The 26,279-nt window shown below is 70.6% G+C and carries 27 protein-coding genes; 16 read left to right on the plus strand and 11 right to left on the minus strand.

The annotated features are described in order from the left end of the window. The first annotated feature begins 51 nt into the window (after positions 1-51). Positions 52-540, plus strand: coding sequence for a 50S ribosomal protein L10 (rplJ, locus tag JX005_RS04275; protein WP_214466194.1), 489 nt, complete (start codon positions 52-54; stop codon positions 538-540). A 48-nt stretch (positions 541-588) separates the two neighbouring features. After that, positions 589-972, plus strand: coding sequence for a 50S ribosomal protein L7/L12 (gene rplL / locus JX005_RS04280; RefSeq protein WP_056118007.1), 384 nt, complete (start codon positions 589-591; stop codon positions 970-972). A gap of 66 nt (positions 973-1,038) precedes the next feature. On the opposite strand, the gene JX005_RS04285 is transcribed toward rplL, so the two are convergent. Next, a complete protein-coding gene (locus JX005_RS04285) occupies positions 1,039-2,076 on the minus strand; it encodes a LacI family DNA-binding transcriptional regulator (protein ID WP_214466195.1) in 1,038 nt (345 codons plus the stop codon). Positions 2,077-2,316: 240 nt separating this feature from the next. On the opposite strand from JX005_RS04285, the gene JX005_RS04290 reads away from it, so the two are divergent. The 3 genes from JX005_RS04290 (at position 2,317) to JX005_RS04300 (ending at position 6,113) form a co-directional block, all read left to right on the plus strand. Then, positions 2,317-3,657, plus strand: a complete 1,341-nt coding sequence (locus tag JX005_RS04290) for an ABC transporter substrate-binding protein (RefSeq protein ID WP_214466196.1) — start codon at positions 2,317-2,319, stop codon at positions 3,655-3,657. Positions 3,658-3,783: 126 nt separating this feature from the next. Beyond that, complete coding sequence (locus JX005_RS04295; RefSeq protein ID WP_214466197.1) at positions 3,784-5,139, plus strand: carbohydrate ABC transporter permease; 1,356 nt, start codon at positions 3,784-3,786, stop codon at positions 5,137-5,139. Next, a complete protein-coding gene (locus JX005_RS04300) occupies positions 5,136-6,113 on the plus strand; it encodes a carbohydrate ABC transporter permease (RefSeq protein WP_214466198.1) in 978 nt (325 codons plus the stop codon). Before JX005_RS04295 ends, JX005_RS04300 begins: the two co-directional genes overlap by 4 nt. Positions 6,114-6,172: 59 nt before the next feature. Here the strand turns inward: JX005_RS04300 and JX005_RS04305 are convergent, their stop codons facing one another. Together JX005_RS04305 and JX005_RS04310 are read right to left on the minus strand one after the other, a co-directional pair. Then, the gene (locus JX005_RS04305; RefSeq protein WP_214466199.1) at positions 6,173-6,850 is read right to left on the minus strand and encodes a DUF305 domain-containing protein; all 678 of its coding nucleotides are present in this window, start codon (positions 6,848-6,850) and stop codon (positions 6,173-6,175) included. 8 nt (positions 6,851-6,858) lie between these two features. After that, entirely contained in the window at positions 6,859-7,575 is a 717-nt protein-coding gene (locus JX005_RS04310) for a thioredoxin-like domain-containing protein (RefSeq protein ID WP_214466200.1), read from the minus strand. Positions 7,576-7,881: 306 nt separating this feature from the next. Between JX005_RS04310 and JX005_RS04315 the strand changes: the two genes are divergently transcribed. After that, the gene (locus tag JX005_RS04315) at positions 7,882-9,234 is read left to right on the plus strand and encodes a multidrug effflux MFS transporter (protein WP_214466201.1); all 1,353 of its coding nucleotides are present in this window, start codon (positions 7,882-7,884) and stop codon (positions 9,232-9,234) included. A gap of 13 nt (positions 9,235-9,247) precedes the next feature. Here the strand turns inward: JX005_RS04315 and JX005_RS04320 are convergent, their stop codons facing one another. Together JX005_RS04320 and JX005_RS04325 are read right to left on the minus strand one after the other, a co-directional pair. Then, positions 9,248-9,925, minus strand: coding sequence for a hypothetical protein (locus JX005_RS04320; RefSeq protein ID WP_214466202.1), 678 nt, complete (start codon positions 9,923-9,925; stop codon positions 9,248-9,250). Between the two features lie 9 nt (positions 9,926-9,934). Next, positions 9,935-10,453, minus strand: coding sequence for a nitroreductase family deazaflavin-dependent oxidoreductase (locus JX005_RS04325; protein WP_214466203.1), 519 nt, complete (start codon positions 10,451-10,453; stop codon positions 9,935-9,937). Positions 10,454-10,543: 90 nt separating this feature from the next. On the opposite strand from JX005_RS04325, the gene JX005_RS04330 reads away from it, so the two are divergent. The 6 genes from JX005_RS04330 (at position 10,544) to JX005_RS04355 (ending at position 19,038) form a co-directional block, all read left to right on the plus strand. Beyond that, positions 10,544-11,218 carry a phosphatase PAP2 family protein gene (locus JX005_RS04330; protein WP_214466204.1) on the plus strand — a complete coding sequence of 225 codons (675 nt, stop codon included), beginning with the start codon at positions 10,544-10,546 and terminating at the stop codon, positions 11,216-11,218. Continuing rightward, the gene (locus JX005_RS04335) at positions 11,215-13,167 is read left to right on the plus strand and encodes a helicase HerA-like domain-containing protein (RefSeq protein ID WP_214466205.1); all 1,953 of its coding nucleotides are present in this window, start codon (positions 11,215-11,217) and stop codon (positions 13,165-13,167) included. Before JX005_RS04330 ends, JX005_RS04335 begins: the two co-directional genes overlap by 4 nt. A gap of 44 nt (positions 13,168-13,211) precedes the next feature. Next, positions 13,212-15,752 carry an FdhF/YdeP family oxidoreductase gene (locus JX005_RS04340; protein WP_214466206.1) on the plus strand — a complete coding sequence of 847 codons (2,541 nt, stop codon included), beginning with the start codon at positions 13,212-13,214 and terminating at the stop codon, positions 15,750-15,752. Between the two features lie 110 nt (positions 15,753-15,862). Further along, complete coding sequence (locus JX005_RS04345) at positions 15,863-18,067, plus strand: acyltransferase family protein (RefSeq protein ID WP_214466207.1); 2,205 nt, start codon at positions 15,863-15,865, stop codon at positions 18,065-18,067. Between the two features lie 63 nt (positions 18,068-18,130). Then, entirely contained in the window at positions 18,131-18,610 is a 480-nt protein-coding gene (locus JX005_RS04350; protein ID WP_214466208.1) for a MogA/MoaB family molybdenum cofactor biosynthesis protein, read from the plus strand. Further along, positions 18,610-19,038: a molybdenum cofactor biosynthesis protein MoaE gene (locus JX005_RS04355; protein WP_214466209.1), complete on the plus strand. Its 429-nt coding sequence runs from the start codon at positions 18,610-18,612 to the stop codon at positions 19,036-19,038. Before JX005_RS04350 ends, JX005_RS04355 begins: the two co-directional genes overlap by 1 nt. Positions 19,039-19,069: 31 nt before the next feature. Here JX005_RS04355 and JX005_RS04360 read toward each other — a convergent pair whose 3' ends face one another. From JX005_RS04360 to JX005_RS04385, 6 genes are read right to left on the minus strand one after another with little or no spacing between them, the layout of a single operon-like run. Continuing rightward, positions 19,070-19,303 carry a MoaD/ThiS family protein gene (locus tag JX005_RS04360; protein ID WP_214466210.1) on the minus strand — a complete coding sequence of 78 codons (234 nt, stop codon included), beginning with the start codon at positions 19,301-19,303 and terminating at the stop codon, positions 19,070-19,072. Beyond that, on the minus strand, positions 19,303-19,578 hold the full coding sequence (locus tag JX005_RS04365) for a DUF6457 domain-containing protein (protein WP_214466211.1): 276 nt from the start codon (positions 19,576-19,578) through the stop codon (positions 19,303-19,305). The genes JX005_RS04360 and JX005_RS04365 overlap by 1 nt, the downstream gene beginning before the upstream one ends. Then, positions 19,575-20,195: a molybdenum cofactor guanylyltransferase gene (gene mobA / locus JX005_RS04370; RefSeq protein WP_214466212.1), complete on the minus strand. Its 621-nt coding sequence runs from the start codon at positions 20,193-20,195 to the stop codon at positions 19,575-19,577. Before mobA ends, JX005_RS04365 begins: the two co-directional genes overlap by 4 nt. Further along, complete coding sequence (gene moaC, locus JX005_RS04375; RefSeq protein WP_214466213.1) at positions 20,192-20,668, minus strand: cyclic pyranopterin monophosphate synthase MoaC; 477 nt, start codon at positions 20,666-20,668, stop codon at positions 20,192-20,194. Before moaC ends, mobA begins: the two co-directional genes overlap by 4 nt. Then, complete coding sequence (locus tag JX005_RS04380) at positions 20,665-21,912, minus strand: molybdopterin molybdotransferase MoeA (RefSeq protein WP_214466214.1); 1,248 nt, start codon at positions 21,910-21,912, stop codon at positions 20,665-20,667. Before JX005_RS04380 ends, moaC begins: the two co-directional genes overlap by 4 nt. Then, on the minus strand, positions 21,909-23,021 hold the full coding sequence (locus tag JX005_RS04385; RefSeq protein WP_214466215.1) for a HesA/MoeB/ThiF family protein: 1,113 nt from the start codon (positions 23,019-23,021) through the stop codon (positions 21,909-21,911). Before JX005_RS04385 ends, JX005_RS04380 begins: the two co-directional genes overlap by 4 nt. A gap of 126 nt (positions 23,022-23,147) precedes the next feature. On the opposite strand from JX005_RS04385, the gene JX005_RS04390 reads away from it, so the two are divergent. From JX005_RS04390 to JX005_RS04405, 4 genes are read left to right on the plus strand one after another with little or no spacing between them, the layout of a single operon-like run. Beyond that, positions 23,148-23,540, plus strand: a complete 393-nt coding sequence (locus tag JX005_RS04390) for a TOBE domain-containing protein (protein ID WP_214466216.1) — start codon at positions 23,148-23,150, stop codon at positions 23,538-23,540. Between the two features lie 2 nt (positions 23,541-23,542). Then, the gene (gene modA / locus JX005_RS04395) at positions 23,543-24,367 is read left to right on the plus strand and encodes a molybdate ABC transporter substrate-binding protein (RefSeq protein WP_214466217.1); all 825 of its coding nucleotides are present in this window, start codon (positions 23,543-23,545) and stop codon (positions 24,365-24,367) included. Further along, positions 24,364-25,182: an ABC transporter permease gene (locus JX005_RS04400; protein ID WP_214466218.1), complete on the plus strand. Its 819-nt coding sequence runs from the start codon at positions 24,364-24,366 to the stop codon at positions 25,180-25,182. Before modA ends, JX005_RS04400 begins: the two co-directional genes overlap by 4 nt. Continuing rightward, entirely contained in the window at positions 25,179-26,279 is a 1,101-nt protein-coding gene (locus tag JX005_RS04405; protein ID WP_214466219.1) for a sulfate/molybdate ABC transporter ATP-binding protein, read from the plus strand. Before JX005_RS04400 ends, JX005_RS04405 begins: the two co-directional genes overlap by 4 nt.

The raw sequence follows: 26,279 nt of genomic DNA on the forward strand, positions 1-26,279 counted from the left end.
GAGGCCGACGCCCCGCCATCGCGGAGCGTCTCGAACACACAAGGAGTGACCATGGCGCAGAAGGATGCATCGGTTGCCGAGCTCACGAAGAACTTCGAGGACTCGAACGCCGTTCTGCTGACCGAGTACCGCGGTCTGACGGTTGCCCAGCTCAAGCAGCTGCGCAACAGCATTCGTCAGGACGCGGAATACGCCGTGGTGAAGAACACGCTGACCAAGATCGCCGCGAACAACGCGGGGATCACGTCGCTGGATGACGACCTCAAGGGTCCGTCGGCCATCGCGTTCGTGCACGGCGACTTCGTCGCCACTGCGAAGGCTCTGCGTGACTTCGCCAAGGCCAACCCGCTTCTCGTGATCAAGGGCGGCGTTTTCGAGGGCAACTCCCTCAGCGCCGACGAGGTCAACAAGTACGCCTCGCTCGAGAGCCGTGAGGTTCTGCTTGCGAAGGCCGCGGGCATGATGAAGGCGACGATGGGCAAGGCTGCCGCGACCATCGACGCGCTTCGCGAAAAGCTGGAGACCGCCGAGGCCGCGTGAGCGACCGGCGATCTCTTCCCACAACCCCATCTATCTAGGAGACACATCATGGCGAAGCTCACCACTGAGGAACTGCTTCAGCAGTTCGCCGACCTCACCCTCGTCGAGCTCAGCGAGTTCGTGAAGGCGTTCGAGGAGAAGTTCGACGTCACCGCTGCCGCCCCCGTCGCCGTTGCCGGCGCTGGTGGCGCAGGTGCCGAGGCCGCTGCCGAGGAGGAGAAGGACTCGTTCGACGTCATCCTCGAGGCTGCCGGCGACAAGAAGATCCAGGTCATCAAGACGGTCCGCGAGCTCACCTCGCTGGGCCTCGGCGAGGCCAAGGCCGTCGTCGACGGTGCTCCGAAGGCTGTCCTCGAGGGCGCCAACAAGGAGGCCGCCGAGAAGGCCAAGGCCGCTCTCGAAGAGGCCGGCGCGACGGTTACCCTCAAGTAATCTCGTTCTTCCTTCGAAGGCCCCGTGTGCTCTGCACGCGGGGCCTTCGTCTTGCCCGCGGGGCGGTCAGGTGGAGACGCCCACGATGGCCGAGGCCTCGTCGTCGATCGCGGCGGTCGAGCTGCGCACGATGAGCGGCGACGACTCGTAGATGCGATGCATCGGCGCCTCGGGGTCGTCGAGCTGCCACATGAGCAGCTGCACCGCCGCGCGCCCCTGCTGGTGCGGCTTCTGCTGGATCGTGGTGAGGGAGAACATGTCCGCGTAGGAGTGATCGTCGATTCCGACCACACTGAGCGTGTCCGGCACGCGGATGCCGAGCCGCCGCGCGGCGATGATGGCACCGACCGCCACCTCGTCGCACACACCCACGAGCCCCGTGGGCCGATCGCGGCGGTCGCCCAGCAGCTGCGCCGCCGCCCCGTATCCGCCGGGCATGGTCGCCTCCGAGGGAGAGTGCCGAGCGGATGCCTCGAGCCCGGCGGCACGCATCGCTCCGAAGTAGCCGTCGAGTCGCTGCCGGTCGCCGAAGCTGGTGCGCCTGCCGTCGGGATCGCCGCCGACGAACGTGATCGAACGGTGCCCGAGTCCGATGAGGTGCTCGGTCGCGATGCGTCCTGCCGCGCGATCGTCGATGGAGACAGCGTTCGTCCCGACGTCGTAGCCGCCGACGCTGACCACCGGCTTGCCGAAGGCCACCAGGCGCTCCAGCTCGTGGGCGCTCGGCTCGATGCCCACCGCGATCAGGCCGTCGAACCGCTTGCGGGCGAGGAAGTGCTCGAACATCTCGCGTCGAGCCGCCGACTCCGGCCGGGCGCCGTAGAGGGCGAGGTCGTACCGGCGCTCGAGGAGAGCGTCCTGGATGCCCTCCAGCACGTGCGCGAAGAACCACCGGTCGAGGGTGGGCATGACCACTCCGATGGTCTGCGTGCGCCCGGTGACGAGGCTCACGGCACTCGTCGTCGGGACGTAGCCGAGCGTGGCCGCAACCTCCTGCACCCGCGCACGTGTCTCGTCGGAGACGTACCCGGCGCCGGTGAGTGCGCGGCTGGCCGTGGACTTCGACACACCCGCGGCGCGCGCGACGTCGGCGATGCCCGCCATGGGCCCTCCTCGGCAGTCCGGCGGCTCCACCTGCATCGGCGAGGTTTGTGGAACCGGTTCCGTGGACATTGTGCCGTGCCCGCGATCGATGCGCCACCGTCGCCCCGGCATTTACCGAGTTGTGATCAACGACGATTGTGCGGGCCACCGCGAATCCCCTAGCGTGAACATGGAATCGGTTCCCGATTGTTCGTGCGGGTGAGCGACAGCGTTCCGCACGAACTCAATGAGGAGGCACACATGACTGCAATGCGAACGCCGAAGCGGCGCCACCTGCTCGCCGCGCTCGGAGTCACAGCCGTCGCGACCCTTGCCCTCGCAGGCTGCGCCGAAGGCGGCGGCGACGAGGGCGACGACGGCAACATCGAAGGCGAGACCGTCACGATCGCCGGCGGCATCACCGGCATCGAGGCCGAGAACATGCAGAAGTCCTTCGACGCGTTCACCGAGGAGACCGGCGTCATCGTCGAGTACACCGGCGACAAGGCGTTCGAAGGCAACATCGTCACGAAGGTCCAGGGCGGCGACGCCCCCGACATCGCTATCGTCCCGCAGCCCGGTCTGCTCCGCACGCTCGTCGGCACCGGCGAGGTGGAGGAGGCTCCGGCAGAGGTCGAGGCGAACGTCGACGAGAACTGGTCGCCCGACTGGAAGTCCTACGGCACGGTCGACGACGTGTTCTACGCCGCACCGATGCTCGCCAACATCAAGGGCTACGTCTGGTACTCCCCGGCGAAGTTCGAGGAATGGGGCGTCGAGGTTCCCGAGACGTGGGACGAGCTGCTCGAGATCTCGGCCACGATCGCCGAGGCGAGCGGCGGGCCGTCGTGGTGTGCCGGCTTCTTCTCGGAGGCGGCGTCCGGCTGGCCCGGCACCGACTGGATCGAAGACCTCGTGCTGCGCCAGTCCGGCCCCGAGGTCTACGACCAGTGGATCGCGAACGAGGTCGAGTTCACCGACCCGGAGATCAAGGAGGCGTTCGATGCCGTCGGCGAGATCCTGCTGAACCCGGAGTGGGTCAACGCCGGATTCGGCAATGTCGCGAGCATCAACGACGTCGCGTTCGCGGACGTCGCTGCCAAGGTCGCCGACGGGTCCTGCCCGATGACGCACCAGGCATCGTTCCTGTCGGCCAACTTCCTCGACGTGCAGACCGCTGAGGGCGCGACGCCGAATGTGGCGCCCGACGGAGACGTCTACGCCTTCGTTCTGCCCGGCAATGAGGCGGGTGCTGCGACCATCGAGGTCGGCGGCGAGTTCGTCACGCTCTTCTCGGACGACGCGGCTACGCAGGCGGTCGCGGAGTACATGTCGACCCCCGAGTGGGCCGACATCCGCGTCGGACTCGGCGGCAACATCTCCGCCAACCTCAACGCCGACCCGAGCCTCGCATCGAGCGAGTTCCTCACCGAGGCGATGACCCTGCTGCAGGACCCGAACACGACGGTGCGCTTCGACGCCTCCGACCTGATGCCGGCCACTGTCGGCTCGGGCTCGTTCTGGCGCGGCATGGTCGACTGGATCGACGGCAAGGACACCGAGACGGTGCTGAGCGACATCCAGACCGGTTACGACGACTGAGCCCAGGCTCACGCCCCGGTCGGGCCGCTCGCCGCGAGCGAGCGGCCCGACCGGATCACCGGCCAGGGCGAGCGGTGTCCAGGCCACGGTTCCATCCCGGTTCGATGAGGCACTCGGAAGGCATCCATGACCGATACAACGAAGGTGTCCGACGCGACTGACGCGTCCTTGACCGGCACCGCACACTCTGACGCGAAGGAGGCCGGCCTCTCGCGCAGACGCCGCGTCACCCGGCTCGTCGTCGCGATCGGGTTCGTCCTCGTGGCGGCGCTGATCCTGTTCCTGGTCACGCGTCCTCCCGTCGAGGACGCACGACCCACCACCATCGGGTTCTCGCTCAACAGCTTCTTCCGCTGGCTGGGCGACCTCAACCCGCTCATCCAGATCCCCGTCGTGCTGCTGGTCTGGTTCGCGGTGATCGGTCTCATCCTGCTGCTGATCGAGTACGCGCCGCGCCCCGGCCGGTTCTACTTCTGGCTGCGGCTCGTGACCTGCTTCGCGATCCCCGTGCTGGCGTTCATGCTCCTGCGCCCCTACCAGAACGCCGTCATCTACGTCCTCGCCATCGCGGTGGTGCTGGGCGGATTGCTGTTCTGGGCGGACTACCGCTCGCGCGAAGGGGCCGGGCACCTGTACCAGCTGGTCTTCTTCGCCGCTCCGGCGCTGATCCTGCTGCTGGTCGGTCTGCTGTACCCGGCGATCGCCACCTTCATCCAGTCGTTCTTCGACAAGAGCGGACAGAGCTTCGTCGGGCTCGACAACTACGTGTGGGTGTTCACGAATCCGCAGGGCTTCTGGTCGGTCATCAACTCGATCATCTGGGTCCTCGTCGCTCCGACCTTCGCCACGATCATCGGGCTCGCGTACGCGGTGTTCATCGATCGTGCGCGGGGCGAGAAGGTGCTGAAGGTGCTGATCTTCATGCCCTTCGCCATCTCGTTCGTGGGTGCCGGCATCATCTGGGGCTTCATGTACGACTACCAGCAGGGCAACCAGCTCGGCCTGCTGAACGCGATCGTCACCGCCTTCGGCCTGCCACCCGTTGCGTGGCTGTCGATCACTCCACTCGTGAACACGCTGCTCCTGCTCGTCGTGTTCATCTGGAGTCAGACCGGCCTCGCGATGGTCATCCTCTCCGCCGCGGTCAAGGCCGTGCCCACCGAGCAGATCGAGGCGGCCGCCCTCGACGGCGCGAGCGCGTGGCAGCGCTTCCGCAACGTCACGGTTCCCGGCATCCGCTCATCGATCGTCGTGGTCGTCACGACGATCGCCATCGGGGCGCTGAAGATCTACGACATCGTCGCCGTCATGACCGGCGGCCGAAACGACTCGACCGTGCTCGCGTTCGAGATGGTCAACCAGCAGCAGCGGTTCCAGAGCTACGGGCACTCCGCGGCGCTGGCTGTGGTGCTGTTCATCTTCGTCGTCCCGTTGATCGTCTTCAACGTGATTCAGATCAGGAAGCAGAGGGAGATCCGATGACTGTCGGAGTGGAGGTCATCGAGCCGAATCCCGATGCGCGGACGGCTCGCGAAGTCGCGCGCGAGACGCGCAAGCACGAGAGGCTCGCCCAGAAGCGCCTGACGTCGAAGGGGGCGACGATCGCGGCGATCGTGATCGCGTTCTTCTGGACGATCCCCACGTTCGGGCTGCTGGTCACGTCGTTCCGCCCGCCGGCCGATGTTCAGTCCACGGGCTGGTGGACCGTGTTCGTCGACCCGAACTTCACGCTGAGCAACTACGAGGCGGCGCTCACCGCCGGCGGCACGACGCTCACCCTGGCGCAGTCTTTCGTCAACTCGCTCGCCATCACCATCCCGGTCGCGTTCTTCGCGATGGCAGTGGCCTCGATGCTGGCCTACGCGTTCGCGTGGATCGACTTCAAGGGCAAGGGGTTCCTGTTCGTCGCGGTGTTCGCGCTCCAGATCATCCCGCTGCAGATGGCGCTCGTTCCCCTGCTGAGCCTGTTCTCGCGCGGCCTGACGGTCAACGGCGTGACGATCTTCCCGGGGCTCGACATGAGCGATGTCGACCGCAGCTTCGCGACGATCTGGATCGCCCACACGATCTTCGCGATCCCGCTGGCGGTGTTCCTGCTGCACAACTTCATCGCCGAGATCCCGCACGAGGTGATCGAGGCGGCACGCGTCGACGGCGCGGGGCACGGGCAGGTGTTCTTCCGGATCATCCTCCCGCTGGCCACGCCGGCGCTCGCGTCGTACGCGGTGCTGCAGTTCATCTGGGTGTGGAACGACCTGCTCGTGGCGACGATCTTCGCGCCATCGTCATCGCTGCCGATGACGCAATCGCTCGCGTCGCTCTCGGGCACCTGGGGCAACCAGTGGTTCCTGCAGGCGGCGGGGACGTTCCTGACGATCCTGTTCCCGCTCGTCGTGTTCTTCGCACTGCAGCGGTTCTTCGTCCGGGGCCTGCTCGCCGGAGCGACGAAGGGCTGAGACGACCGAAGCGGCGTCCGTACCGGGGGGCACGGACGCCGCTTCGTCGTGAGGCGGTGCTAGCCGCAGCCGAGCCGTGCCTGCATCGACTCCATCGCGTCGATCTCCGCGGTCTGGCCGTCCTGAATGGCCCGTGCCACCTGCAGCGCGCGGGGGTCGCTCCCCAGCTCGACGAGCGCCTCGGCCATGGGGATCGCGCCCTCATGGTGCCGGATCATCAGCTCGAGGAACAGGCAATCGGCCTCCTGGCCCGTCGCGTCCTCCAGTGCGGCGATCTCGTCGGCCGATGCCATGCCCATGGCCTCATGCGCTTCCGCGTCGGTCATCGGCTCCTCGGCGTCGCCGCCGTGGCCATGACCGGCCTCCGAGCCGCTCATCCAGCTCATCATCGGCTCGCCCGACTGGGAGAGGCCCCACTGCACGAGCCAATCGAACATCTCGCCGCGCTGAGCCGACTGACCGGTGGCGATGTCGTAGGCGAGCACGCGCAGCTCGGGGTCATCGGTCTTGCGGTAGATCTCCATCGCCATCTCGATGGCCTGAGCATGGTGCACCTGCATGTCGCGGGCGAATCCCGCCTCGGCGGAGGACGACCCGGGTGCGGTGCTCGGAGCCTGCGCCCCGAAGGTCGAGAAGCGCCCGATCGCGAACGCGAGACCGGCGACCGCGACGAGGACGAGTGCGACGACCCACCAGCGCGGTCCGACCGCGGTGGGAGCCGGCGACTCGTCGCTCATGGCTGGACTCAGCGCTTGCCGGGTGCGTCGAGCGCGCCGGTGCACGCCGCACCGGGCTCGGGCACGTCGGCGCTGCGCCAGTACTCCTCGAAGAACTGCGCGATGCGCTCGTCGTCGGCCGAGTCGACCTTGAGCTGGTGGTTCCAGCTCGTCACGGCGATCGGAGCGTCCAGACCCTCATACGGCGAGAGAACCACGTAGGTCGAGGGCAGCTGCGACTCGAGCGTCGACAGGTCGTCGCCCGAGATGTCCTCGGGGTTGTAGGTCACCCAGACGGCGCCGTGCTCCATCGAGTGCACCGCGTTCTCGTTGGGGACGGGCTGGTCGTAGAGGCCGCAGTTGAGCCACACGGCGTTGTGCGGGCCGCCGGCGGGCGGGGTCTGCTCGTACTCGACGGAACCCTCGACGTGCTGCGTGGTGTTCTCGTAGGTCTCGACGCCCTCGATCTCGACGCCCTCGCCGCCCGGCGTGTACGCCTTGGGGGGAGCGGGCGCGAACACGATCGACGCCACGATGAGACCGATGACGACGACCGCGGCGGTGATGCCGACGACCCACCAGACGAGCTTGCTGCGACGGCGCTTGGCGAGCTGCTTCTGGTACTCCGCCAGCTTCTCCTGACGCTTCTGCTCGCGCTGCTGCTTGACGGTGAGGTTGATCTCCGCCTGCTTCGCGGGGTTGCCGCTGGCGCGCTTGTCGGAGGGGCTCGGGGGTGTCGGGGTCATGTGCGTGATCTCGGCTCGGGCACCCGGCGTGACGCAAGAGGCCGTCGCGGGCAAGGGACAGGACAGGGCAATCCTATGCGAGCGCATGCGGCGCACGCCTGGGAAGGCGCCGACAGGGGGCCGTGACCGTTCCGAACGGCGAGCGGATGCCGCGCCCCGGCGAGTTGCGGGCGGGGACGAGGCATCCGCTATCATTGGTTCTCGAATCGATTCGATTTCCTTCGACGATTCCTTCCTCCTCTGCGCGCCTGAGCCGTTCCATCGGCGTCGACGCCTTCCCGCATCGCCGCCGAAACGAATGTGACCGTGCTCGACACTGCCTCCATCCCCACCCAGCACTCCCCGGCCGACCCCGCTCTCCGCACAACTCCCGTGTCGTCGACCGGCGCGATCCGCACCCTCGGCGCCAATCCCGCCACCGCGCCGATCGTCCTGCACCCGGGCGACTCGATCCCGCACCGCCGGCGCATCCTCTACATCGTCCTGCTCGGCGCGCTCACGGCCCTCGGCCCGTTCACGATCGATCTCTACCTGCCGGCGTTCCCCGTGCTGGAGTCGGAGTTCCAGACGACCGCTGCGGCGATCCAGCTCACGCTCACGGGCACGATGGTCGGATTCGCGCTCGGCCAGCTGATCGTCGGGCCGCTGAGCGACAAGATCGGCCGCAGGGTTCCGCTGCTCGTCGTGACCGCGCTGCACGTCGTCGCCAGCCTTGCGGCAGCCCTCGCCCCGAGCCTCGAGCTGCTGTCGGTGGCGCGCGTCTTCATGGGCGCGGGTGCCGCTGCCGGAGGCGTCATCGCCGCCGCCGTCGTGCGCGACCTGTTCGGCGGTCGCCGGCTGGTCGTGATGCTCTCGCGCCTCGCGCTGGTCTCGGGCGTCGCGCCCGTGCTCGCGCCGCTGGTGGGCTCCGCGCTCCTCCTCGTCATGCCGTGGCGGGGCATCTTCGTCGTGCTCGGCGTGTACGGCAGCATCATGCTCGTCGCCGCCGCGATCTTCATCCCCGAGACGCTGCCGCCCGCGCGCCGCCATGAGAAGGGCGTGACGACGGTGTGGCAGCGCTACCGGAGCGTGTTCTCCGACCGCGTGTTCATCGGCGTGCTGATCATCGGCGGCATGACCTTCAGCGGCCTGTTCTCGTACCTTTCGGCCTCGTCGTTCCTGTTCCAGCAGACGTACGCGTTCGACCCGCAGCAGTACGGTCTGCTGTTCGCCGCGAACTCGCTCGGCGTCGTCCTGGGCGTCCAGGTCGCGGCGCGGCTCGCTGCGCGATTCGGACCTCAGTGGGTCATGGCGTGGTCGACGGGCGTGCTCGTGGTCGCGGCATCCGCCATCATCATCACCGACCAGCTCGGCCTCGGCCTGTGGGGCACGATCGTGCCGCTGTTCTTCTTCATGACGGCGTGCGGCTTCACGTTCCCGTGCGTGCAGGTGCTCGCGCTCGACCGCCATGGCAAGGCGGCCGGAACGGCGCAGTCGATCATCGGCGCCACCAACTTCGGCGTCGCGGGCATCATCACGCCCGTCGTGGGATGGATCTCGGCCGGTTCCGGCATCACCGCCACCACGATGGCGTCGGTGATGGTGGGATGCGCCGTCATCGGCGCGCTGTCGCTCTGGCTGATCGTGCGTCCGCGCACCGTCGAGCGTCTCGCGCCCTGATCGGCGTCGCCCCTCAGCTGCAGTAGCCGACCGGGGGCAGGTCGAACGTCGCGGTGATGGTGAGGATCCGATCGCCCTTCACGCCGAACAGCAGGGAGCCGGCTGCGTCGGTGAAGACGTAGTCGGTGAATCCGGGGCTCGCGCCTCGCGGGTCGGCCCACGCCTCGAGCGACGGATAGGCGGCCTGAAGGTCGGACAGAGCCGATCCGAGGCGGATTCCCTCCGCCGTGCTCGGTGACGCGTCGACCTCGCCGAGCGGCGCGGCTTCGACTGCACTGACGGTCACCGCGCGGTAGAAGCCGGGGTGCTCCGGCGTGGAGGTGCCGCTGACGGCAGTCACGAGGCTCAGCGGCGAGTCGGGCGCGGCGGGCGCGAAGGCGGTCAGTCCCTCGCAGCGCATCTCGAAGACGAACGCCGGCGCCACGGAAGCGAGGATGGCGTCGTCGTCGAAATCGCCGAGCTGCGACGGGCCGATTCCCGCGGTCGTGATGAGCCAGGTGGAGGGATCGGAGGGGTCTTCCACCGGAGCCGCGGTCTCGGTGGGCGTGGGGGTGGGACTCGGCGTCGAGGTCTCGGATGCGAGGCCTGTGGGAACCGTGTCGGTGGTGGGCGAGGCGGTGCAGGCGGTCAGCGCGAGTGCCAGCGCCGCAGCGGCGAGAAGGGGGAGAGGACGCAACGACAGGCGAGTCATTCGCCGAGACTACTGGCCGCTCGGCGCAGCCTCCGGCGGCCTGTGGACAGGCTGCAGGCGGAACAGGCGCACGGTGCGACCGGACTGCCGTTCGTAGTTGCGGTAGCCGGGCCACTGCCTCTCGATGTGCGTCCACACCGCATCGCGCTCCTCACCGGGCACGAGGCTCGCCCGCACCGGCATCCGTCGGCCGCGCACCGTGATGGCGGCATCCGGGTGCACGAGCAGATTGCTCGTCCATGCCGGATGCCGCTCCCCGGCGAAGTTCGTGCCGGCGACGATCGCCCGGCCCCGGCCGTCGGGGCAGTACATCAGCGGTGCATCGCGCGGCTCCCCCGACTTGGCGCCCGTCGTGTGGAGTACGAGCGAGGGGACGAGCAGCCCGCTCACCTGCACGCGTCCGCGCGAGATCCGCGTGACGAACCGCTCGATCGGAGGGAGCAGCACCGGGCCCAGAACCCTGCGGAACACCCGGGTGCGGGTGAGGGGCGCGATCAGTGCGCGGACGGTGTCGACGACGCGGGTCATGCGGCCATCTTCCCCCGTTCTCGTTTACCAGGGGAGCGTCCGAGGTGCAACGCTCTCCGGAGGCCGGAACCCGGAGGGCACAATGGTGCGATGACCGACCAGCGAACGGCCGTCGCCCGTTCCGTGACGACGTACCTCATCGTGGGCCTCGTCCTTGTGGCGCTCTCCTGCGTCCTCGGCTGGTGGATTTTGACGCACGGCGATCCGCCTTTCGCTGTGGATGTGTGGTGGAACACCGCCGTGGCGGAGCTCTCGACCCCCTTCCTCACGGGCTTCTCGCGCGTGATGAACTGGGTCGGCGGTGGATGGTTCGCCGTGCTGGTCGTGCCCATCGGCGGGGCGATCGTTCTGATCATCCTGCGCAGGCCGTGGGCCGCGGCGTTCTTCCTCACCGCGGAGGCGGTGTCGGCCGGAGGTGTGCAGGTGCTGAAGCATCTGTTCGGCCGCGTGCGCCCCGAGGACATCATCGTCGTCTCCGATTACGGATCATTCCCCTCGGGGCATGTGGCCAACGCCGCGACGCTCGCGGTGGCCGCAGCCGTGATCTTCCCGAGGCTCTGGGTGATGATCGTCGGAGCGTGCTGGGTGCTGCTCATGGCGTTCAGCCGCACGTACCTGCACGCGCACTGGCTCAGCGACACCGTCGGCGGTGCGATGCTCGGTGCGGGGGCAGTCCTCCTGGTCGCAGCGGCCTTCGCCGTGCCCATGGCCCGTGAGCACCCCGCTGCGGAGCGGAAGGAGGGCGTCGCTAGGCTGAGCGCATGACCGCGCCAGAGACGCCCGATCCAGCCCTAGTCGCCGCCGAGGCCGAGCTCGCGCGACTGCGAGCGGAAGCCGAGGCCGCCGAGGCGCAGCTCAAGGCGGCGCAGGCCAGAGCAGCACTGGCGGCCGCTGAGGCGGAGGCCGCGAAAGCCCGGGCCCACGCGGGCGCCGAGCCCGCGGACGCGGCCGGCGTGCCGGCCGAGCGAGCAGAGCCGGCAGAGCCGGCCGCGCCGGCAGAACCGGCTGCGCCGGGAGAGCCGGCGGAATCCGCACCGGAACCCGCACCTGCTGCAGCGGGCGCGCCCGCGGGCGATGCGTCGGCCGACGGACCGCTCACTCCCGACGACGTGTCGAAGATCGTCGCCGGCTACGCGTTCGAGTCCGAGACGCTCGACGTCGGCGCGCTCGTCAACGGCGAGGCCGTGCCCGAGGCTCAGGTGCGCATCCCGCTCGGCATGATGAACCGCCACGGCCTCGTCGCCGGTGCGACGGGCACGGGCAAGACCCGCACGCTGCAGGGGCTGGCCGAGCAGCTGGCCGCCAAGGGCGTGCCCGTGTTCGCGGCCGACATCAAGGGCGACCTGTCGGGAGTCGCAACGCCGGGAGAGGCGAACGACAAGCTTCTGGCACGGACGCGCGCGATCGGCCAGGACTGGAAGGCCGAGGCATCCGTCACCGAGTATTTCGCGCTGGGCGGGATCGGCAAGGGCGTGCCCGTGCGCGCCACGGTGTCGGGCTTCGGGCCGCTGCTGCTCAGCAAGGTCCTGGGGCTCAACGAGACGCAGGAATCGAGCCTCGGGCTCGTGTTCCACTACGCCGACGCGCAGGGCCTCGCTCTGGTCGATCTGTCCGATCTCCGGGCCGTGCTCACCTATCTCACCAGCGACGAGGGCAAGGCCGAGCTGAAGAACCTCGGCGGGCTCTCCGCCGCTACGGCGGGGGTCATCCTGCGCGAGCTGATCACGTTCGCCGACCAGGGCGCCGATGTCTTCTTCGGCGAGCCCGAGTTCGAGGTCACCGACTTCCTGCGGGTGGCCCCGGACGGGCGCGGCGTCATCAGCCTGCTCGAGGTGCCGGGAGTGATCGACAAGCCGGCGCTCTTCTCGACGTTCCTGATGTACCTCCTCGCCGAGCTCTTCGAGCTGCTTCCCGAGGTCGGCGACCCCGAGAAGCCGAAGCTCGTGTTCTTCTTCGACGAGGCGCATCTGCTGTTCAAGGACGCCTCGAAGGACTTCCTCTCGGCCATCGTGCAGACCGTGCGGCTCATCCGCTCGAAGGGCGTGGGGGTCTTCTTCGTGACGCAGACACCCAAAGACGTCCCGTCCGACGTGCTCGCGCAGCTCGGCTCGCGCGTGCAGCACGCGCTGCGGGCCTTCACGCCTGACGACGCCAAGGCGCTGCGGGCGACGGTGGGGACGTACCCGAAGTCGGGGTACGATCTCGAGCGCGTGCTGCAGGAGCTCGGCACCGGCGAGGCGATCGTCACGGTGATGAGCGAGAAGGGCGCCCCCACGCCGGTGGCCTGGACCCGGCTGCGTGCGCCGCAGGGGCTCATGTCGCCGACGCCGGACCCGCAGATCGAGGCGGCGGTGAAGGCATCCCCCCTGCTGGCCAAGTACGGCACCGCGATCGACCGGGAGTCGGCACGCGAGATCCTGACCGCGAAGATGAAGGCTGCCGACGACGCGGCTGCAGCGGCGGAGGCAGCGGTGGCGAAGGCGAAGGCCGACGCGGAGTTCGCCAAGCAGCAGGCCGCCATCGACAAGGCGAAGGCGGCAGCCGACAAGAAGGCCCAGCAGGAGTACGAGCGGCTGCTCAAGAAGACGCAGGGGACGAGTCGCACCACCCGCAGCGCGCAGAAGTCGCCGATTGAGCAGGTTCTCGGTTCGAAGGCGACGCAGACGATCCTCGGGGGAGTGATCCGGGGGATCTTCGGCACCGGACGCCGCTGACCGGCAGCGGTGCCGGAAGGGCTGGGAGAGCCTAGCCTGGAAGCATGGCGACGAAGCCCCCGAAAGCCGACATCGACGAGTCGCGCGTACGCGTCACTCCGACCAAGCGTGTGTCCGTCGGTGTGCCAGCGGTGCTGCACGCGCTGCAGATGGCGAACGAGCAGATGGGCGTCGCCCGGTCGGTGCAGACCCTGCGGCGGGTGAACCAGAAGGACGGCTTCGACTGCCCCGGCTGCGCCTGGCCCGAGGAGGACAAGCGCCACATCGCGGAGTTCTGCGAGAACGGCGCGAAGGCGGTCGCCGAGGAGGCGACGCTGCGCCGCATCGGCCCCGAGTTCTTCGCCGCGCACTCGATCGACGAGCTGCGCGCACACGACGACTGGTGGCTGGGGCAGCAGGGCCGGCTGACGCATCCGATGATCCTCGACGCCGGCGCGACGCACTACCGCCCGATCTCGTGGGACGACGCTCTGCGTGAGATCGCCGACGCCATCGCCGACGTCGACGATCCCGACGAGACCGTCTTCTACACGTCGGGGCGCACGTCCAACGAGGCGGCGTTCCTCTACCAGCTGCTCGTGCGCGGAGTCGGCACGAACAACCTGCCCGACTGCTCGAACATGTGCCACGAGTCGTCGGGCGCGGCGCTCACCGAGACCATCGGGATCGGCAAGGGCACCGTGTCGATCGACGACATCCACGAGGCGGACCTGCTCATCGTCGCCGGGCAGAATCCCGGGACGAACCACCCGCGCATGCTGTCCGCCCTCGAGAAGGCGAAGTCCCGCGGGGCGAGCATCATCGCGGTGAACCCGCTGCCCGAGGCCGGTCTCATGCGATTCCAGAATCCGCAGACCGTCCGAGGGGTCGCCTTCGGCGGCACGAAGCTGGCCGACCAGTTCGTGCAGATCAGGCTCGGCGGCGACCAGGCTCTCTTCCAGGCCATTGGCAAGCACCTCCTCGAGGCCGAGGCGTCCGCGGGCGGTGTGCTCGATCACGACTTCCTCGCGGAGCACACGAGCGGCTTCGACGCGTACCGGCAGGCGATGGCGGATGCCTCGTGGCGCGAGCTCGTCCAAGCCACGGGGCTTCCCGAGAAGGCGCTGCGACGCGTCGGCGAGGCGGTGCGGACGTCGAAGGCGACGATCGTGTGCTGGGCGATGGGCCTCACGCAGCACAAGCACTCGGTGCCCACGCTGCGCGAGATCGTCAACGTGCTCCTGCTGCAGGGCAACATCGGGCGCCGCGGCGCCGGCGTCTGCCCCGTGCGCGGCCACTCGAACGTGCAGGGCGACCGCACCGTGGGCATCTACGAGAAGCCGTCGGCCGCCTTCCTCGACGCGCTCGACGCCGAGTTCGACTTCGCGGCTCCCCGCGAGCACGGCTTCGACACCGTCGAGGCGATCCGCGCGATGCGCGACGGCAGGGTGCGGTTCTTCATGGGCATGGGCGGCAACTTCGTCTCCGCCACCCCCGACACCGCGGTCGTCGAGGCCGGCATGGCGCGTATCGACCTGACCGTGCAGGTCTCGACGAAGCTCAACCGCTCGCACGTCGTCACCGGTCGGCGAGCGATCATCCTGCCCACGCTCGGTCGCACCGACCGCGACAAGCGCGGCGGCCGCGAGCAGCGCGTCACGGTCGAGGACTCCATGGGCGCCGTGCACGCCTCCCGGGGGCGCCTCGCGCCGCCGTCCGACGACCTGCTGAGCGAGGTCGCGATCGTCGCGCGGCTGTGCGGCCTGCTGTTCGGACGAGCGGATGCCGCGGCATCCGCTCGCTCTCACACCGAGGCCGGGTCGGCCGGCGCCGGCCCAGAACAGGTGATCCGGCGAGGACAGGCCGCATCCGGCGCCAATCGTCCTGCATACGCCGGAACACCTGTTGCGGGCAACGGGGTGGGGGGCGCGGACGGGGCCGAGCCGGAGGAACGGGCGGAGCCCGCGGAGCCGGCCGAGCCGGCGGAACGGGCGGAGCGGCGGCATCCGCTCACCGTCCCTCAGGCCGACTGGGCCGCGCTCGAGGGCGACTACGCGCTGATCCGTGGCCACATCGAGCGGGTGATCCCGGGGTTCGACGACTACGACGCGCGCGTCGACAAGGGCCGCACGCTGCATCTGCCGAACGGCCCGCGCGACGCGCGGAAGTTCGCCACGGCCGACGGCAAGGCGCGCTTCACGGTGAACCGGCTGGAGTACCCGCGCATCCCGCGGGGGCGTCTGCTGCTGCAGACGGTGCGGTCGCACGACCAGTACAACACCACGATCTACGGCAAGGACGACCGCTACCGCGGCATCCACGGTGGCCGACGCGTCGTGCTCGTCAACGCGAAGGACATCATGGCGCTGGGATTCGCCCCGGACGAGATCGTCGACCTGGTCTCGGAGTGGACCGGTCCCGGCGGCCGCATCGAGGAGCGCCGCGCCGAGCGGTTCCGCATCGTCCCGTACCGGACGCCGCGCGGCAACGCCGCGGCCTACTACCCGGAGACGAACGTGCTCGTGCCGCTCGACTCGGTGGCGGACGTCAGTGGGACGCCCACGTCCAAGTCGGTGATCGTGCGGCTCGAGCACCGCGCGGCGTGACCGCCCGGTCCGACTCGCCGGCCTTCCGTCGCCGTCGCCGCTCGGCGATGCTGGTGCAGGTCGCTGCGCTCTGAGACAGTGTCCGCAGCGGAAGGATCGGGGGTGCTGCCATGCCGTCAGGCCATGCGCTGGGAGACCTCGACACGCTCGAGCCCGAGACCGCCGCGCTCCGGCGGCGGACCCTGCGCCCCGACATCCAGGGTCTTCGCGCGATCGCGGTCGTCGCCGTCGTTCTGGACCACCTCGTCTTCTGGCCGAGTGGCGGGTTCGTGGGCGTCGACGTGTTCTTCGTCATCTCCGGATTCCTGATCACCGGGCTGCTGCTGAAGGAGCACGAGCGAACCGGCCGGATCTCGTACCTCGGCTTCTACCGCCGGCGGGTCCGGCGACTCCTCCCCGCCGCCACGATCGTGCTCGTGGTCACGGTGGCTCTCGGATTCTGGCTGTTCAACCGTGTGCGGGCATGGGAGGCGTTCTGGGACGCGGCATCCGCTTTCCTCTTCGTCTCGAACTGGCGCTTCGCTGCCGTGGGCACCGACTACTTCCAGGCCGATCTGCCCGTCTCCCCGGTGCAGCAGTTCTGGTCGCTGTCGGTGGAGGAGCAGTTCTATCTCGTCTGGCCGTGGCTGCTGCTCGGCATCCTCGTCCTCGCGCGAGCGCGCTCCGGCTCCGCGCGCCGCGTCATCATCGCCGGCGCCATGACCCTCATCGTGGTGGGGACGTTCGCGTGGGCGCTGCACCAGTCGGTCGCCAATCCGACCGTGGCCTACTTCTCGACGATCACCCGCGCATGGGAGCTGGGGGTGGGCGCGCTCATCGCGATCGGCGCGCCGCTGTGGGCACGGATCCCCGCACGCGCGCGGCCGGTGCTCGGATGGGTCGGCCTCGTCGGGATCCTCGTGGCGTACTTCACCATCGACGACACGCTCCCCTTCCCCGCTCCGTGGGCCGCGCTGCCGGTCCTCGCGACGGGACTGACCATCATCGCGGGGACGGGCGGTGAGCAGCGCTTCCTCTTCCCGTTGACGAACCGGGTGAGCCGGTACATCGGCGACGTGTCGTACTCGCTCTACCTCTGGCATTTCCCGGTGATCATCTTCGTGGCGATCCTCCTTCCCGATCCGTGGGTCGCCATCGTGACGAGCGTCGCGGTGATGGCTGCGCTGACCGTGATCTCGTATCACTTCGTCGAGCTGCCCTTCCAGCACCTGCCACCCCTCGGGCCCGAAAGTGCTCGCTCCTCGGCGGCGTGGGCGAGCTGGCGCAGGCAGTTCTTCCGGCCCGTCGCCGTCGGTGCGGCCGTCGTGACGATCGTGCTGCTCGCGGTCGGCTCGGCCGTGGCGGTGCAGTCCGCGAACCCGCGCCCGATCGATGCGGCGGCGCCCGCGGAGACGGCACGCGTGCCCGACCCCGCGTCGACCGCAAGTCCCTCCCCACAGGCGTCGCCGGCCGCGCTCGACGTGCTGCGCGACGAGCTCGCCTCCGCCCTGGCAGCGGAGGAGTGGCCCGTTCTCTACCCCACTCTCGAGAGCGTGATGGGAGGACTGCACGCGCCGGAGGACATCCACGCGTGCGGCCGGCACCACGCAGCTCCCGCGCGAGGCGTGTGCACGTGGGGCGCGCGGCCGGGGAACGTCGAGGTGCTGCTGGTCGGCGACTCCAGTTCCCTGGCCTATACCCACGCCATTCGGACCCTCGCTCCGGATGCGGCCTGGACCGTCTCCACGCGAGGAATGTTCGGATGCCCGTTCATCGACATCTCGACGGTCAACTCGGTGCCCGCCGTGATCGCGCAGTGCCCGGCCCACAACGCCGACGTGATCGCCCACATCAAGCGCAGCCGCCCCGACATCGTCATCATCACGACGACCTTCGAACCGCTCGTGAACGTGCGGACGAAGGAGGTCGTCACCCCCGAGGAGTTCGCGGAGGGGATGGATGCCTACGTCTCCACGTTCGCGTCGAGTGTCGATCGGATCGCCATTCTCGCGCCGCCGCCCGCGTCGGCCAACGTCCACTCCTGCTACACGCCGCAGAGCTCTCCGCAGGACTGCGTGACGACCGTCACCGATCGCTGGCTGGCTGTCGCGAGCGTGATGACGGATCGTGCGCCCGAGATGGGCGCCCTGTTCATCGACTCCAGACCGCTCCTGTGCATCGACCGGTCGTGCCCGCCCTTCGCAGCGGCGACGCCCACCAAGCTCGACCTCGGCCACATCACCGGCGCCTACGCCGAGAAGATCGCCCCGGCCATGCTCGAGTTGTTCGAGGCATCCGGACTCCTGTCGGAGGCCGGCCCGCCGAACTCACGCTGAGCCCGACGAACCTCGTGGGCTGCGGGCGTGCCGCTCCCGCCCACGCCTCTCTAGGCTGGAGTCATGACCCGAGCCGCCGTCATCACGGTATCCGACCGCTCGTCCGCGGGGGATCGCTCCGACGCGAGCGGTCCGGTGGCGGTCGAGGCGCTGCGCGCGGCCGGGTTCGAGTGCGGCGACGCGATCGTGGTGCCTGACGGCGCGGACAGCGTCGAGCGGGCGCTGGAGGCTCAGATCCTGGCGGGCGCGAAGCTCATCGTGACGTCCGGCGGAACGGGCGTCGGTCCCCGCGATGAGACGCCGGAGGGCACCCGTCGCATAGTGACGCGCGAGGTCCCGGGCATCGCCGAGGAGCTTCGCCGACGCGGAGCGGCCGAGATGCCGGCGGGCATGCTGACGCGCGGGGTCGCGGGCGTCGCCGACCCGCACGGGGTGCTCATCGTCAATCTGCCGGGCTCGCCGAAGGGCGTGGCGTCGGGCATGCCGGTGGTGCTGTCGATCGCCGGGCACGTGATCGACCAGCTCGGCGGGAGCGACCACTGATGTCCGCCGTGCGCCTCGCCGCGATCAGCTCCGAGCCCCTCGATCTGGCCGCGCACCTCGCCGCCGTCGATGACCCGGCGATGGGTGCGCTCACGACGTTCGTCGGACGGGTGCGCGATCATGATCCGGATGCCGCTACCTCGGTTATCGCACTCGAGTACTCCGCCCACCCCGACGCCGCCGCCGCACTGCAGCGCATCGCGGAGGACGCCGTCGGCGACGGTGAGGCGCTCGTGGCCGTGTCGCACCGGATCGGCACGCTCGCGGTGGGCGACGCCGCCGTCGTGATCGCCGTGGCCGCGCCCCACCGGGCCGAGGCCTTCGAGGTCTGCCGCGCCGTGATCGAGACGATCAAGACCGGGCTGCCGGTGTGGAAGCGGCAGGTCGAGGCAGACGGCACCGCCACCTGGCTCGGGCTCGGCGGCTGACCTGCCGGACGCCGCGGATGCCGTGACCGGCTCAGCCGCCGGCGAACGGAGGCAGCACGTCGACGAGGTCGTCGTCGCCGAGCGCCGTGGTGTCGTCGACCCGCGAGCCGCCGACCAGCACGGCGCAGCGCGGAAGGATGGTGCCGAGTCCCGGATGGTCGGTGGCGACGGCACGTCGCAGATCGCCGAGCGTCGCCTCGATCCGGCGCTCGGTGTCGCGGCCTGCCGCCTCCTGGGCGGCGGCGAAATAGCGGACGACCGGCACTACTCCTCCTGCTCCCACGCAGCCGCGAGGCCGGCCACGGCCTCGAGGGCCTCGCGGACCTGGGCGGGGTCATCGCCGGCACGACCGGCCACGAGGCCCGCGACGAATGCGCCGAGCGGGGCGGCAGGACGGGCCACGCCGTTCGCGACGTCGCGGGTCATGTCGAGGACGGCGGCCACCGGCACGTCGGACTCGGCCAGGCCGAACCGCTGACGCAGCGTCGCGGCCCACGCGTCGAGCGCTTCGGGCGGAAGGGTGCGGGACTGCTCGGTCATGACGACTCCTCGGCGTGGGCGGCCCGTGCCCGGGCCTCCTCCAGATCCTGCCACGTGTCGACGTCGCGGGTCAGGTCGTCCGGCGCGGCGATCACGGCGATCGCGAGATCGTTCAGAAGAGCGCGCACCGGCGCGTCGCGCCCGGCATCGGGCAGAGCGGATGCCGCGGCCCGCAGCGCCCGGGTGCGATACACGCCGATCAGCCATTGCGGCCGGCTCGAGGCATCCGCGAGGCACATCCCCTCGGTGTCGGCGGGCAGCAGCGGAAGGTCGGCGACGAGCCGGCGCAGGGCGGGCCCGGCCGCCGGCAGGTCGCACGCCAGGAGGATCGTCCAATCCGGATCGACCGTCTGCTCCCACGACGCGAGAGCCGCGACGATCGCTGCCGCCGGACCTCCGAACGGGGGATCCTCGCGGACCCACTGGACGCCGAGCGTGGGGTCGAGGACCGGTCCGACCACCGAGATGGGCTCGGCTCCGGCATCCGTCACCGCCGTCACCGCCGCCGCGATCAGCGTGCTCCCGCCGACGTCGAACAGCGGCTTGACGGCGCCGTCGACCCTCGATGCCCGCCCGCCGGCCAGCAGGATCGCGCCGAGCCCGCCCGTATCCGTCATGCCTCGCCGGGGCGGTGCCAGTCGCCGCTCTTGCCGCCGGTCTTGGCCACGATGCGCACGTCGTGGATCGACGTGCCCTTGTCGAGGCCCTTCACCATGTCGACCACCGCGAGGCCCGCGACCGACACCGCGGTGAGCGCCTCCATCTCGACGCCGGTGCGGTCGGCGGTGCGGACCGTGGCCTCGATGGCGACCCCGTCGTCGACGATGTGGAGATCGACCGCTGCGCCGTGCACGCCGATGACGTGGGCGAGCGGGAGGAGCTCGGGCGTGCGCTTGGCCGCCTGGATGCCCGCGATCCGCGCGACGGCGAGCACGTCGCCCTTGGGCACGGTGCCGTCGCGCAGCGCCGCGACGACCTCGGTCGAGCAGCGCACGAACCCGCGCGCGATTGCGGACCGCACCGTCGGCTGCTTCTGCGTGACATCGACCATACGGGCGTGACCGGCGTCGTCGAGGTGCGAGAAGCTCATGAGATCAGCATGACATCGACCGGATCCCCGGCGGCGACGCGATCGGCGTCGGCGGGCACCACCGCGTAGGCCTCGGCGCGGCCGAGGCCGCCCGCGAGGTGCGAGCCTCCGCTCGTGGCGGGCACCGCGCGCCACGACCCTGGGTCGGTGCGGTCGATCGTGACCGGAAGGTACTGCATCCGGCCCGGCGGCGTGCTCCACCCCGCGGCGGCGGGGAGGCGCAGGAGCGGACGACCGAGGTCTGCTCGCCCCTGCATGCGCAGCAGCGCGGGGCGGACGAACACCTCGAACGAGACGGCCGCGCTGACCGGGTTGCCGGGCAGGCCGAAGAGCAGGGTTCCCGACGGCGTGCGTCCGAAACCCTGCGGCTTGCCGGGCTGCATGCGGACCTTCGTGAAGGTCATGCTGTCGCCGAGGGTGTTCTTGACCACCTCGTATGCGCCGGCGCTGACCCCTCCTGTGAACACGACGAGGTCGGAGCCGAGCGCTTCGGCCGCCGCGATCGCCTCACGGGGTCCGTCGCCGTCGTCGGGAACGCTCGCGCGCAGCACCACCTCTGCGCCGGCGCCGGACGCGAGCCCGGCGAGCAGCTCGCTGTTGGACTCGGGGATCTGTCCGCGCTCGAGCGGCGAGCCCGGGGGGACGAGCTCCGAGCCGGTCGAGACGACCGCGACCCGCGGCATGCGGCCGACGGTGAGCCGGTCGACGCCCGCGGCGGCGGCGGCCGCGACCTGCAGCGCGCCCAGGACGATGCCGGCGGGCAGGACCACGTCGCCGACGACCGCGTCTTCGCCTCGGCGGCGGATGTGGGCGCCCGCCCGGGCGGGCGCGACGAGCACGGTGACGTCGCCGAGCGAATCGGCGAGCCCGCCGGCGGTGCTCTCGAAGGGGACGATGGCCGTGGCATCGGCGGGAACGGGTGAGCCGGTCATGATGCGTGCGGCTTCGCCCGGTTCGAGCGCGGGGTCGAGGCCTGTGCCGGCGGGGAGGTCTGCGACCACGCGCAAGCGCACGGGTAAGGCATCCGTCGCGTCCGCGACGTCGTCGAACCGCACGGCGAATCCGTCCATCGCGGAGTTGTCGAACACGGGGATGTCGACGGCCGCCCGTACGACCTCGCGCAGGGTCCGGCCGACGGCCGCGGCCAGCGGGACGTCGACGGCGTCGAGGGTGGGGGTCGCTTCGAGCACCGTGGCCAGGTGCTCGGCGACCTCGATGAGATCGTCGGGGGCGCCCGGCCTCACGCGTGCACCCGTGCCACGGCGGCGTCCGGCCAGGCGTCCATGCCGCCGGCGAGGACGGATGCCTCGATCCCCGCGTCACGGAGCGCCCGTGCCGCGCGCTCGGCCCGCACGCCGACCTTGCACACGACGACGACGGGTCCTGGTCCGACGCCGGCGGGGTCGGCGAGCACCTCGGCGAGTGGTCGCTCGACGACGCCCGGGAGCACGCCGAGCGCGGTCTCCGACGGCTCGCGCACATCGAGCAGCACGGCACCGGCTGAGTGGGCGGCCAGGGCAGCCTCGAGGGTCACGTGTGCCACCGGGTCGGGGGCGGGTGCCGGCTCGGGCGCAGCCGCCTGCGCCTCCGCCGGACGCAGCGGGATCTCGTCGGTGCGGCCGCGCAGCGCGTCGATCACGACCAGGCGCCCGAGCAGGGGCTCGCCGACGCCCGTGATGAGCTTGATCGCCTCCGTTGCGAGCAGCGAGCCGGTCTGCATGCACAGCGACCCGAGCACGCCGACCTGAGCGCACGTCGGGACCTCCCCGACGGTCTCGGGCGGATACAGGTCGGACAGGCGCACCGGCGCGACGCCCTGGGGCGGCGCCGCCCAGAACACCGTCACCTGAGCGTGGAACTCCTGCACGACGCCCCACACGAGGGGCGCGCCGAGCTCGTCGCAGGCGGCGGCCACGGCTTGCCGGGTCTCGAACGTGTCGGTGCCGTCGATGACGACGTCCGCACCTTCGAGCAGTTCGCGCCCGTTCTCGCGGGTGATGCGTGCGGCGACCGGGCGCACGACGGTCGTGGGGGAGAGGTCCTCGGCCACGCGGACCGCCGAGTCGACCTTGGGTCTTCCGACATCGGCGACGCGGTGCATGATCTGGCGCTGGAGATTGGATGCCTCGACCCCGTCGTCGTCGATGACCGTCAGGGTGCCGACTCCGGCTGCGGCGAGGGCGAGCACGACGGGGGATCCGAGTCCGCCCGCGCCGACCACAGCCACGTGCGCGGCGGCGAGCCGGCGCTGCGCGACCTCGCCGAACCCCGCCAGCACGCGGTGTCGCGCGGCGCGGGTGCGCTCGTCGTCGCTCAGCTCCGCGAGGGGCTCGACGAGAGGGGGAAAGGCCATGCCCTCAGGCTAGCCGCGCAGACAGAAGGAGGGGCGGCCCACGAGTCGCACTCTCCCCAGCTTGGTTCCGCTGATGCGGAGAAGATTCTGTATCTCGTCCGCATTTGCGGTGATACCGTTTCCGTCATGCCGAGCTTCAAGATCTCCGATGCCGCGCGGCTGCTCGGGGTGAGCGACGACACCGTTCGCCGGTGGGTCGACGCCGGCGCGCTGCCGACGACCGGCGCGGTACCCGCTGAGATCCCCGGCGACGCCCTCGCGGCCCGTGCCGTCGAACTCGCGACCGGAGCCGCCACCGCGCCCGACGTCCTCTCGAGCGCGCGGAACCGGTTCGTCGGCCTCGTCACCCGCGTGCAGCGCGACGGTCTGATGGCTCAGGTCGACATCCAATCGGGGCCGCACCGCGTCGTCTCCCTGATGTCGGGCGAGGCGGTCGACGAACTGGGCATCGAGGTGGGCTCCCTCGCCGCCGCAGTGGTGAAGGCGACCAACGTCATCGTCGAGATCCCGAGAGGATGAGGATGCCTCGATCCGCGGCCCCCGGCCCGCTCGTGGCCATGCTGCTCGCGGCCGCGCTCGCCGTGACCGGATGTGCCGCCGGTGCGGGCGATGCTGCGCCGGGATCGGCGTCGCCGGGATCGGCCTCGCCCGGATCCGACGCGGGTCCGAACCTGTCCGGCGATCTCACGATCTTCGCCGCGGCTTCCTTGGGTGCGGCGTTCGACGAGCTCGCCGAGCAGTTCGAGCAGCGGCATCCGTCCCTCGATGTCGTGCCGATCGCGTACGACGGATCGAGCACGCTCGCGACCCAGATCGTCGAGGGGGCGCCCGCCGACGTGTTCGCGTCCGCTGATGAGCGGAGCATGCAGCACGTGGTCGATGAGGGCCTCGCCGCAGCCCCGCAGCTCTTCGCGTCGAACACCCTGGTCATCGCTGTTCCGGCGGGGAATCCGGCCGGCATCGCGAGGCTGGATGATCTCGCCGAGCCTGGGAGAGCCGTCGTGCTGTGCGCCGCCGAGGTGCCGTGCGGCGCGGCATCCGCAGCCCTCCTCGAGCAGAACGGGGTCGAGGTGGTTCCCGCCAGCGTCGAGCAGAACGTCACCGCTGTGCTCACGAAGGTCGCGGCCGGCGAGGCCGACGCCGGACTCGTCTACGTCACCGACGCGCGCGGCGAGCCCCGGGTCGAGGTCGTCGAAGCCGCGGGGTCGGCGGATGTCGTGAACCGCTATCCGATCGCCGCGCTCAGCGAGGCGGCGAATCCGGCCGCCGCGGCGGCGTTCGTCGACTTCGTGCTGTCGGCCGACGGTCGCGCCGTGCTCGAGCGACTCGGGTTCGGTGCGCCGTGACCGAGCTCGCGACCGGTCGTGCGCGTGCGGGCTTCGTGCCCCGGGTGCTCGCGATCCCGGCCGTCATCGGGCTCGCGCTGCTCATCCTTCCCCTGACTGCGCTGGTCCTGCGCGTGGAGTGGTCCACGCTGTGGCGCGACATCACTTCTCCCGAGGCGCTGTCGGCGCTCGGTCTGTCGCTGGCCACCGGACTCACCGCGACCGTCGTGTGCGTCGTTCTCGGCGTGCCGCTCGCCCTTCTCATCGCCCGCAGCCGCGCGCGCACCGCCGCCGTGCTCCGCGCGCTGGTGACCGTCCCGCTCGTGCTGCCCCCGATGGTGGGCGGCGTGGCGATGCTCTTCCTGTTCGGCCGGACGAGCTGGCTGGGGGGCGTGCTGGCCGAGTGGGGCATCCGGATCCCGTTCACCACCGGCGCGGTCGTGCTCGCCCAGACCTTCGTCGCGCTGCCCTTCCTGGTGCTCGCGCTCGAGGGATCGCTGCGCACGACGGGCGTCGGCTACGAGCAGGCCGCCGCCGGACTCGGCGCAGGACGCTGGACGATCCTCGGACGGGTGACCCTGCCGCTCGCGGCGCCCGGGCTCGTCGCGGGCATCGTGCTGTGCTTCGCCCGCGCGATCGGCGAGTTCGGCGCGACCGCCCTCTTCGCGGGGAACGCGCCGGGTGTCACGCAGACGATGCCGCTCGCCATCTACACGGCGTTCAACGGCGCGGGGGTGTCACAGGGCACGGCGGTGGCACTGTCGCTGCTCCTGCTGGTGACGGCGATCGGCGTGCTCCTGCTGGTGCGCGCCTGGCGGCCGGAGGCGCAGCGATGACCGCCCTCGACGCGCACGTCGTCGTCAACCGGCCCGGCTTCCGCCTCGACGCGATCGTGCAGGCCGAGCCGGGCGAGACCGTCGCCGTGATGGGGCCGAGCGGCGCCGGCAAGTCGACGCTGCTCGGGGTGCTCGCGGGCCTGATCCCGCTCGACCGGGGTCACGTGCGGCTGGGCGACCGCGAGCTGGACGCGGCTCCGCGGCCGCGCGTGCGCACGGCGCCGTCCGAGCGAGGAATCGTCCTGCTCGGCCAGGAGCCGCGCCTGTTCCCTCACCTCACCGCCCACGAGAACATCGCCTTCGGCCTGCGCGTGCACGGCGCGACGAAGCAGGTCGCCGGGGCGGAGGCCGACCAGTGGCTGTGGCGGGTGGGCCTCGACGGCATGGGGACGCGTCGCCCCGCACAGCTGTCGGGCGGTCAGCAGCAGCGGGTCGCGCTGGCGCGCGCTCTCGCGACGAGCCCGGCCGCCCTCCTCCTCGACGAGCCGCTGACGTCCCTCGACGCCGAGACCGCCGGCGACGTGCGCGCCCTCCTTCACGACCAGCTCGCCGCGACCCGGACGACGGCGATCGTCGCCACCCACGACGCCGTCGACGCGGTCGCTCTGGCGACGCGCCTCATCGTGCTCGAGGAGGGCCGCGTCACGCAGGCGGGCGGAGTGCGCGACGTGCTCGCCGCGCCCGCGACCCGCTTCACCGCCGCGGTGGCCGGACTCAATCGGGTCGAGGGAGTGCTGCGCGGCGCGCGCTGGACGCGTGACCACATCGTGCTCGAGGCCGGGGCTGCGGCATCCGATCCGTCCGTCGACACCGGTGCAGCGGCCGTCTTCCGGCCGTCGGCCGTCGGGATCGACCGCACCGAGGCGGACACGTGGACCGGAGCGCTGCGGCTCGAGCCCTCGATCGTCGAGGGCGAGTGGCTCTCGCGGGTCACCCGGCTCGAGCAGACACCGGCGGGCGTGCGCGTGCGCACCGCCGACCCCGAGGTCGCCGTCGACGTGACCGCCGACCGCGTCGCCGAGCTCGGACTGGCTCCGGGACTCCCCGTGCGGCTGCGCCTGGCGGCGCCCGACGTGCGGTTCGTCGTCCCCGGCTGA

This window comes from Microbacterium flavescens, from assembly GCF_018588945.1.
Classification (GTDB): domain Bacteria; phylum Actinomycetota; class Actinomycetes; order Actinomycetales; family Microbacteriaceae; genus Microbacterium; species Microbacterium flavescens.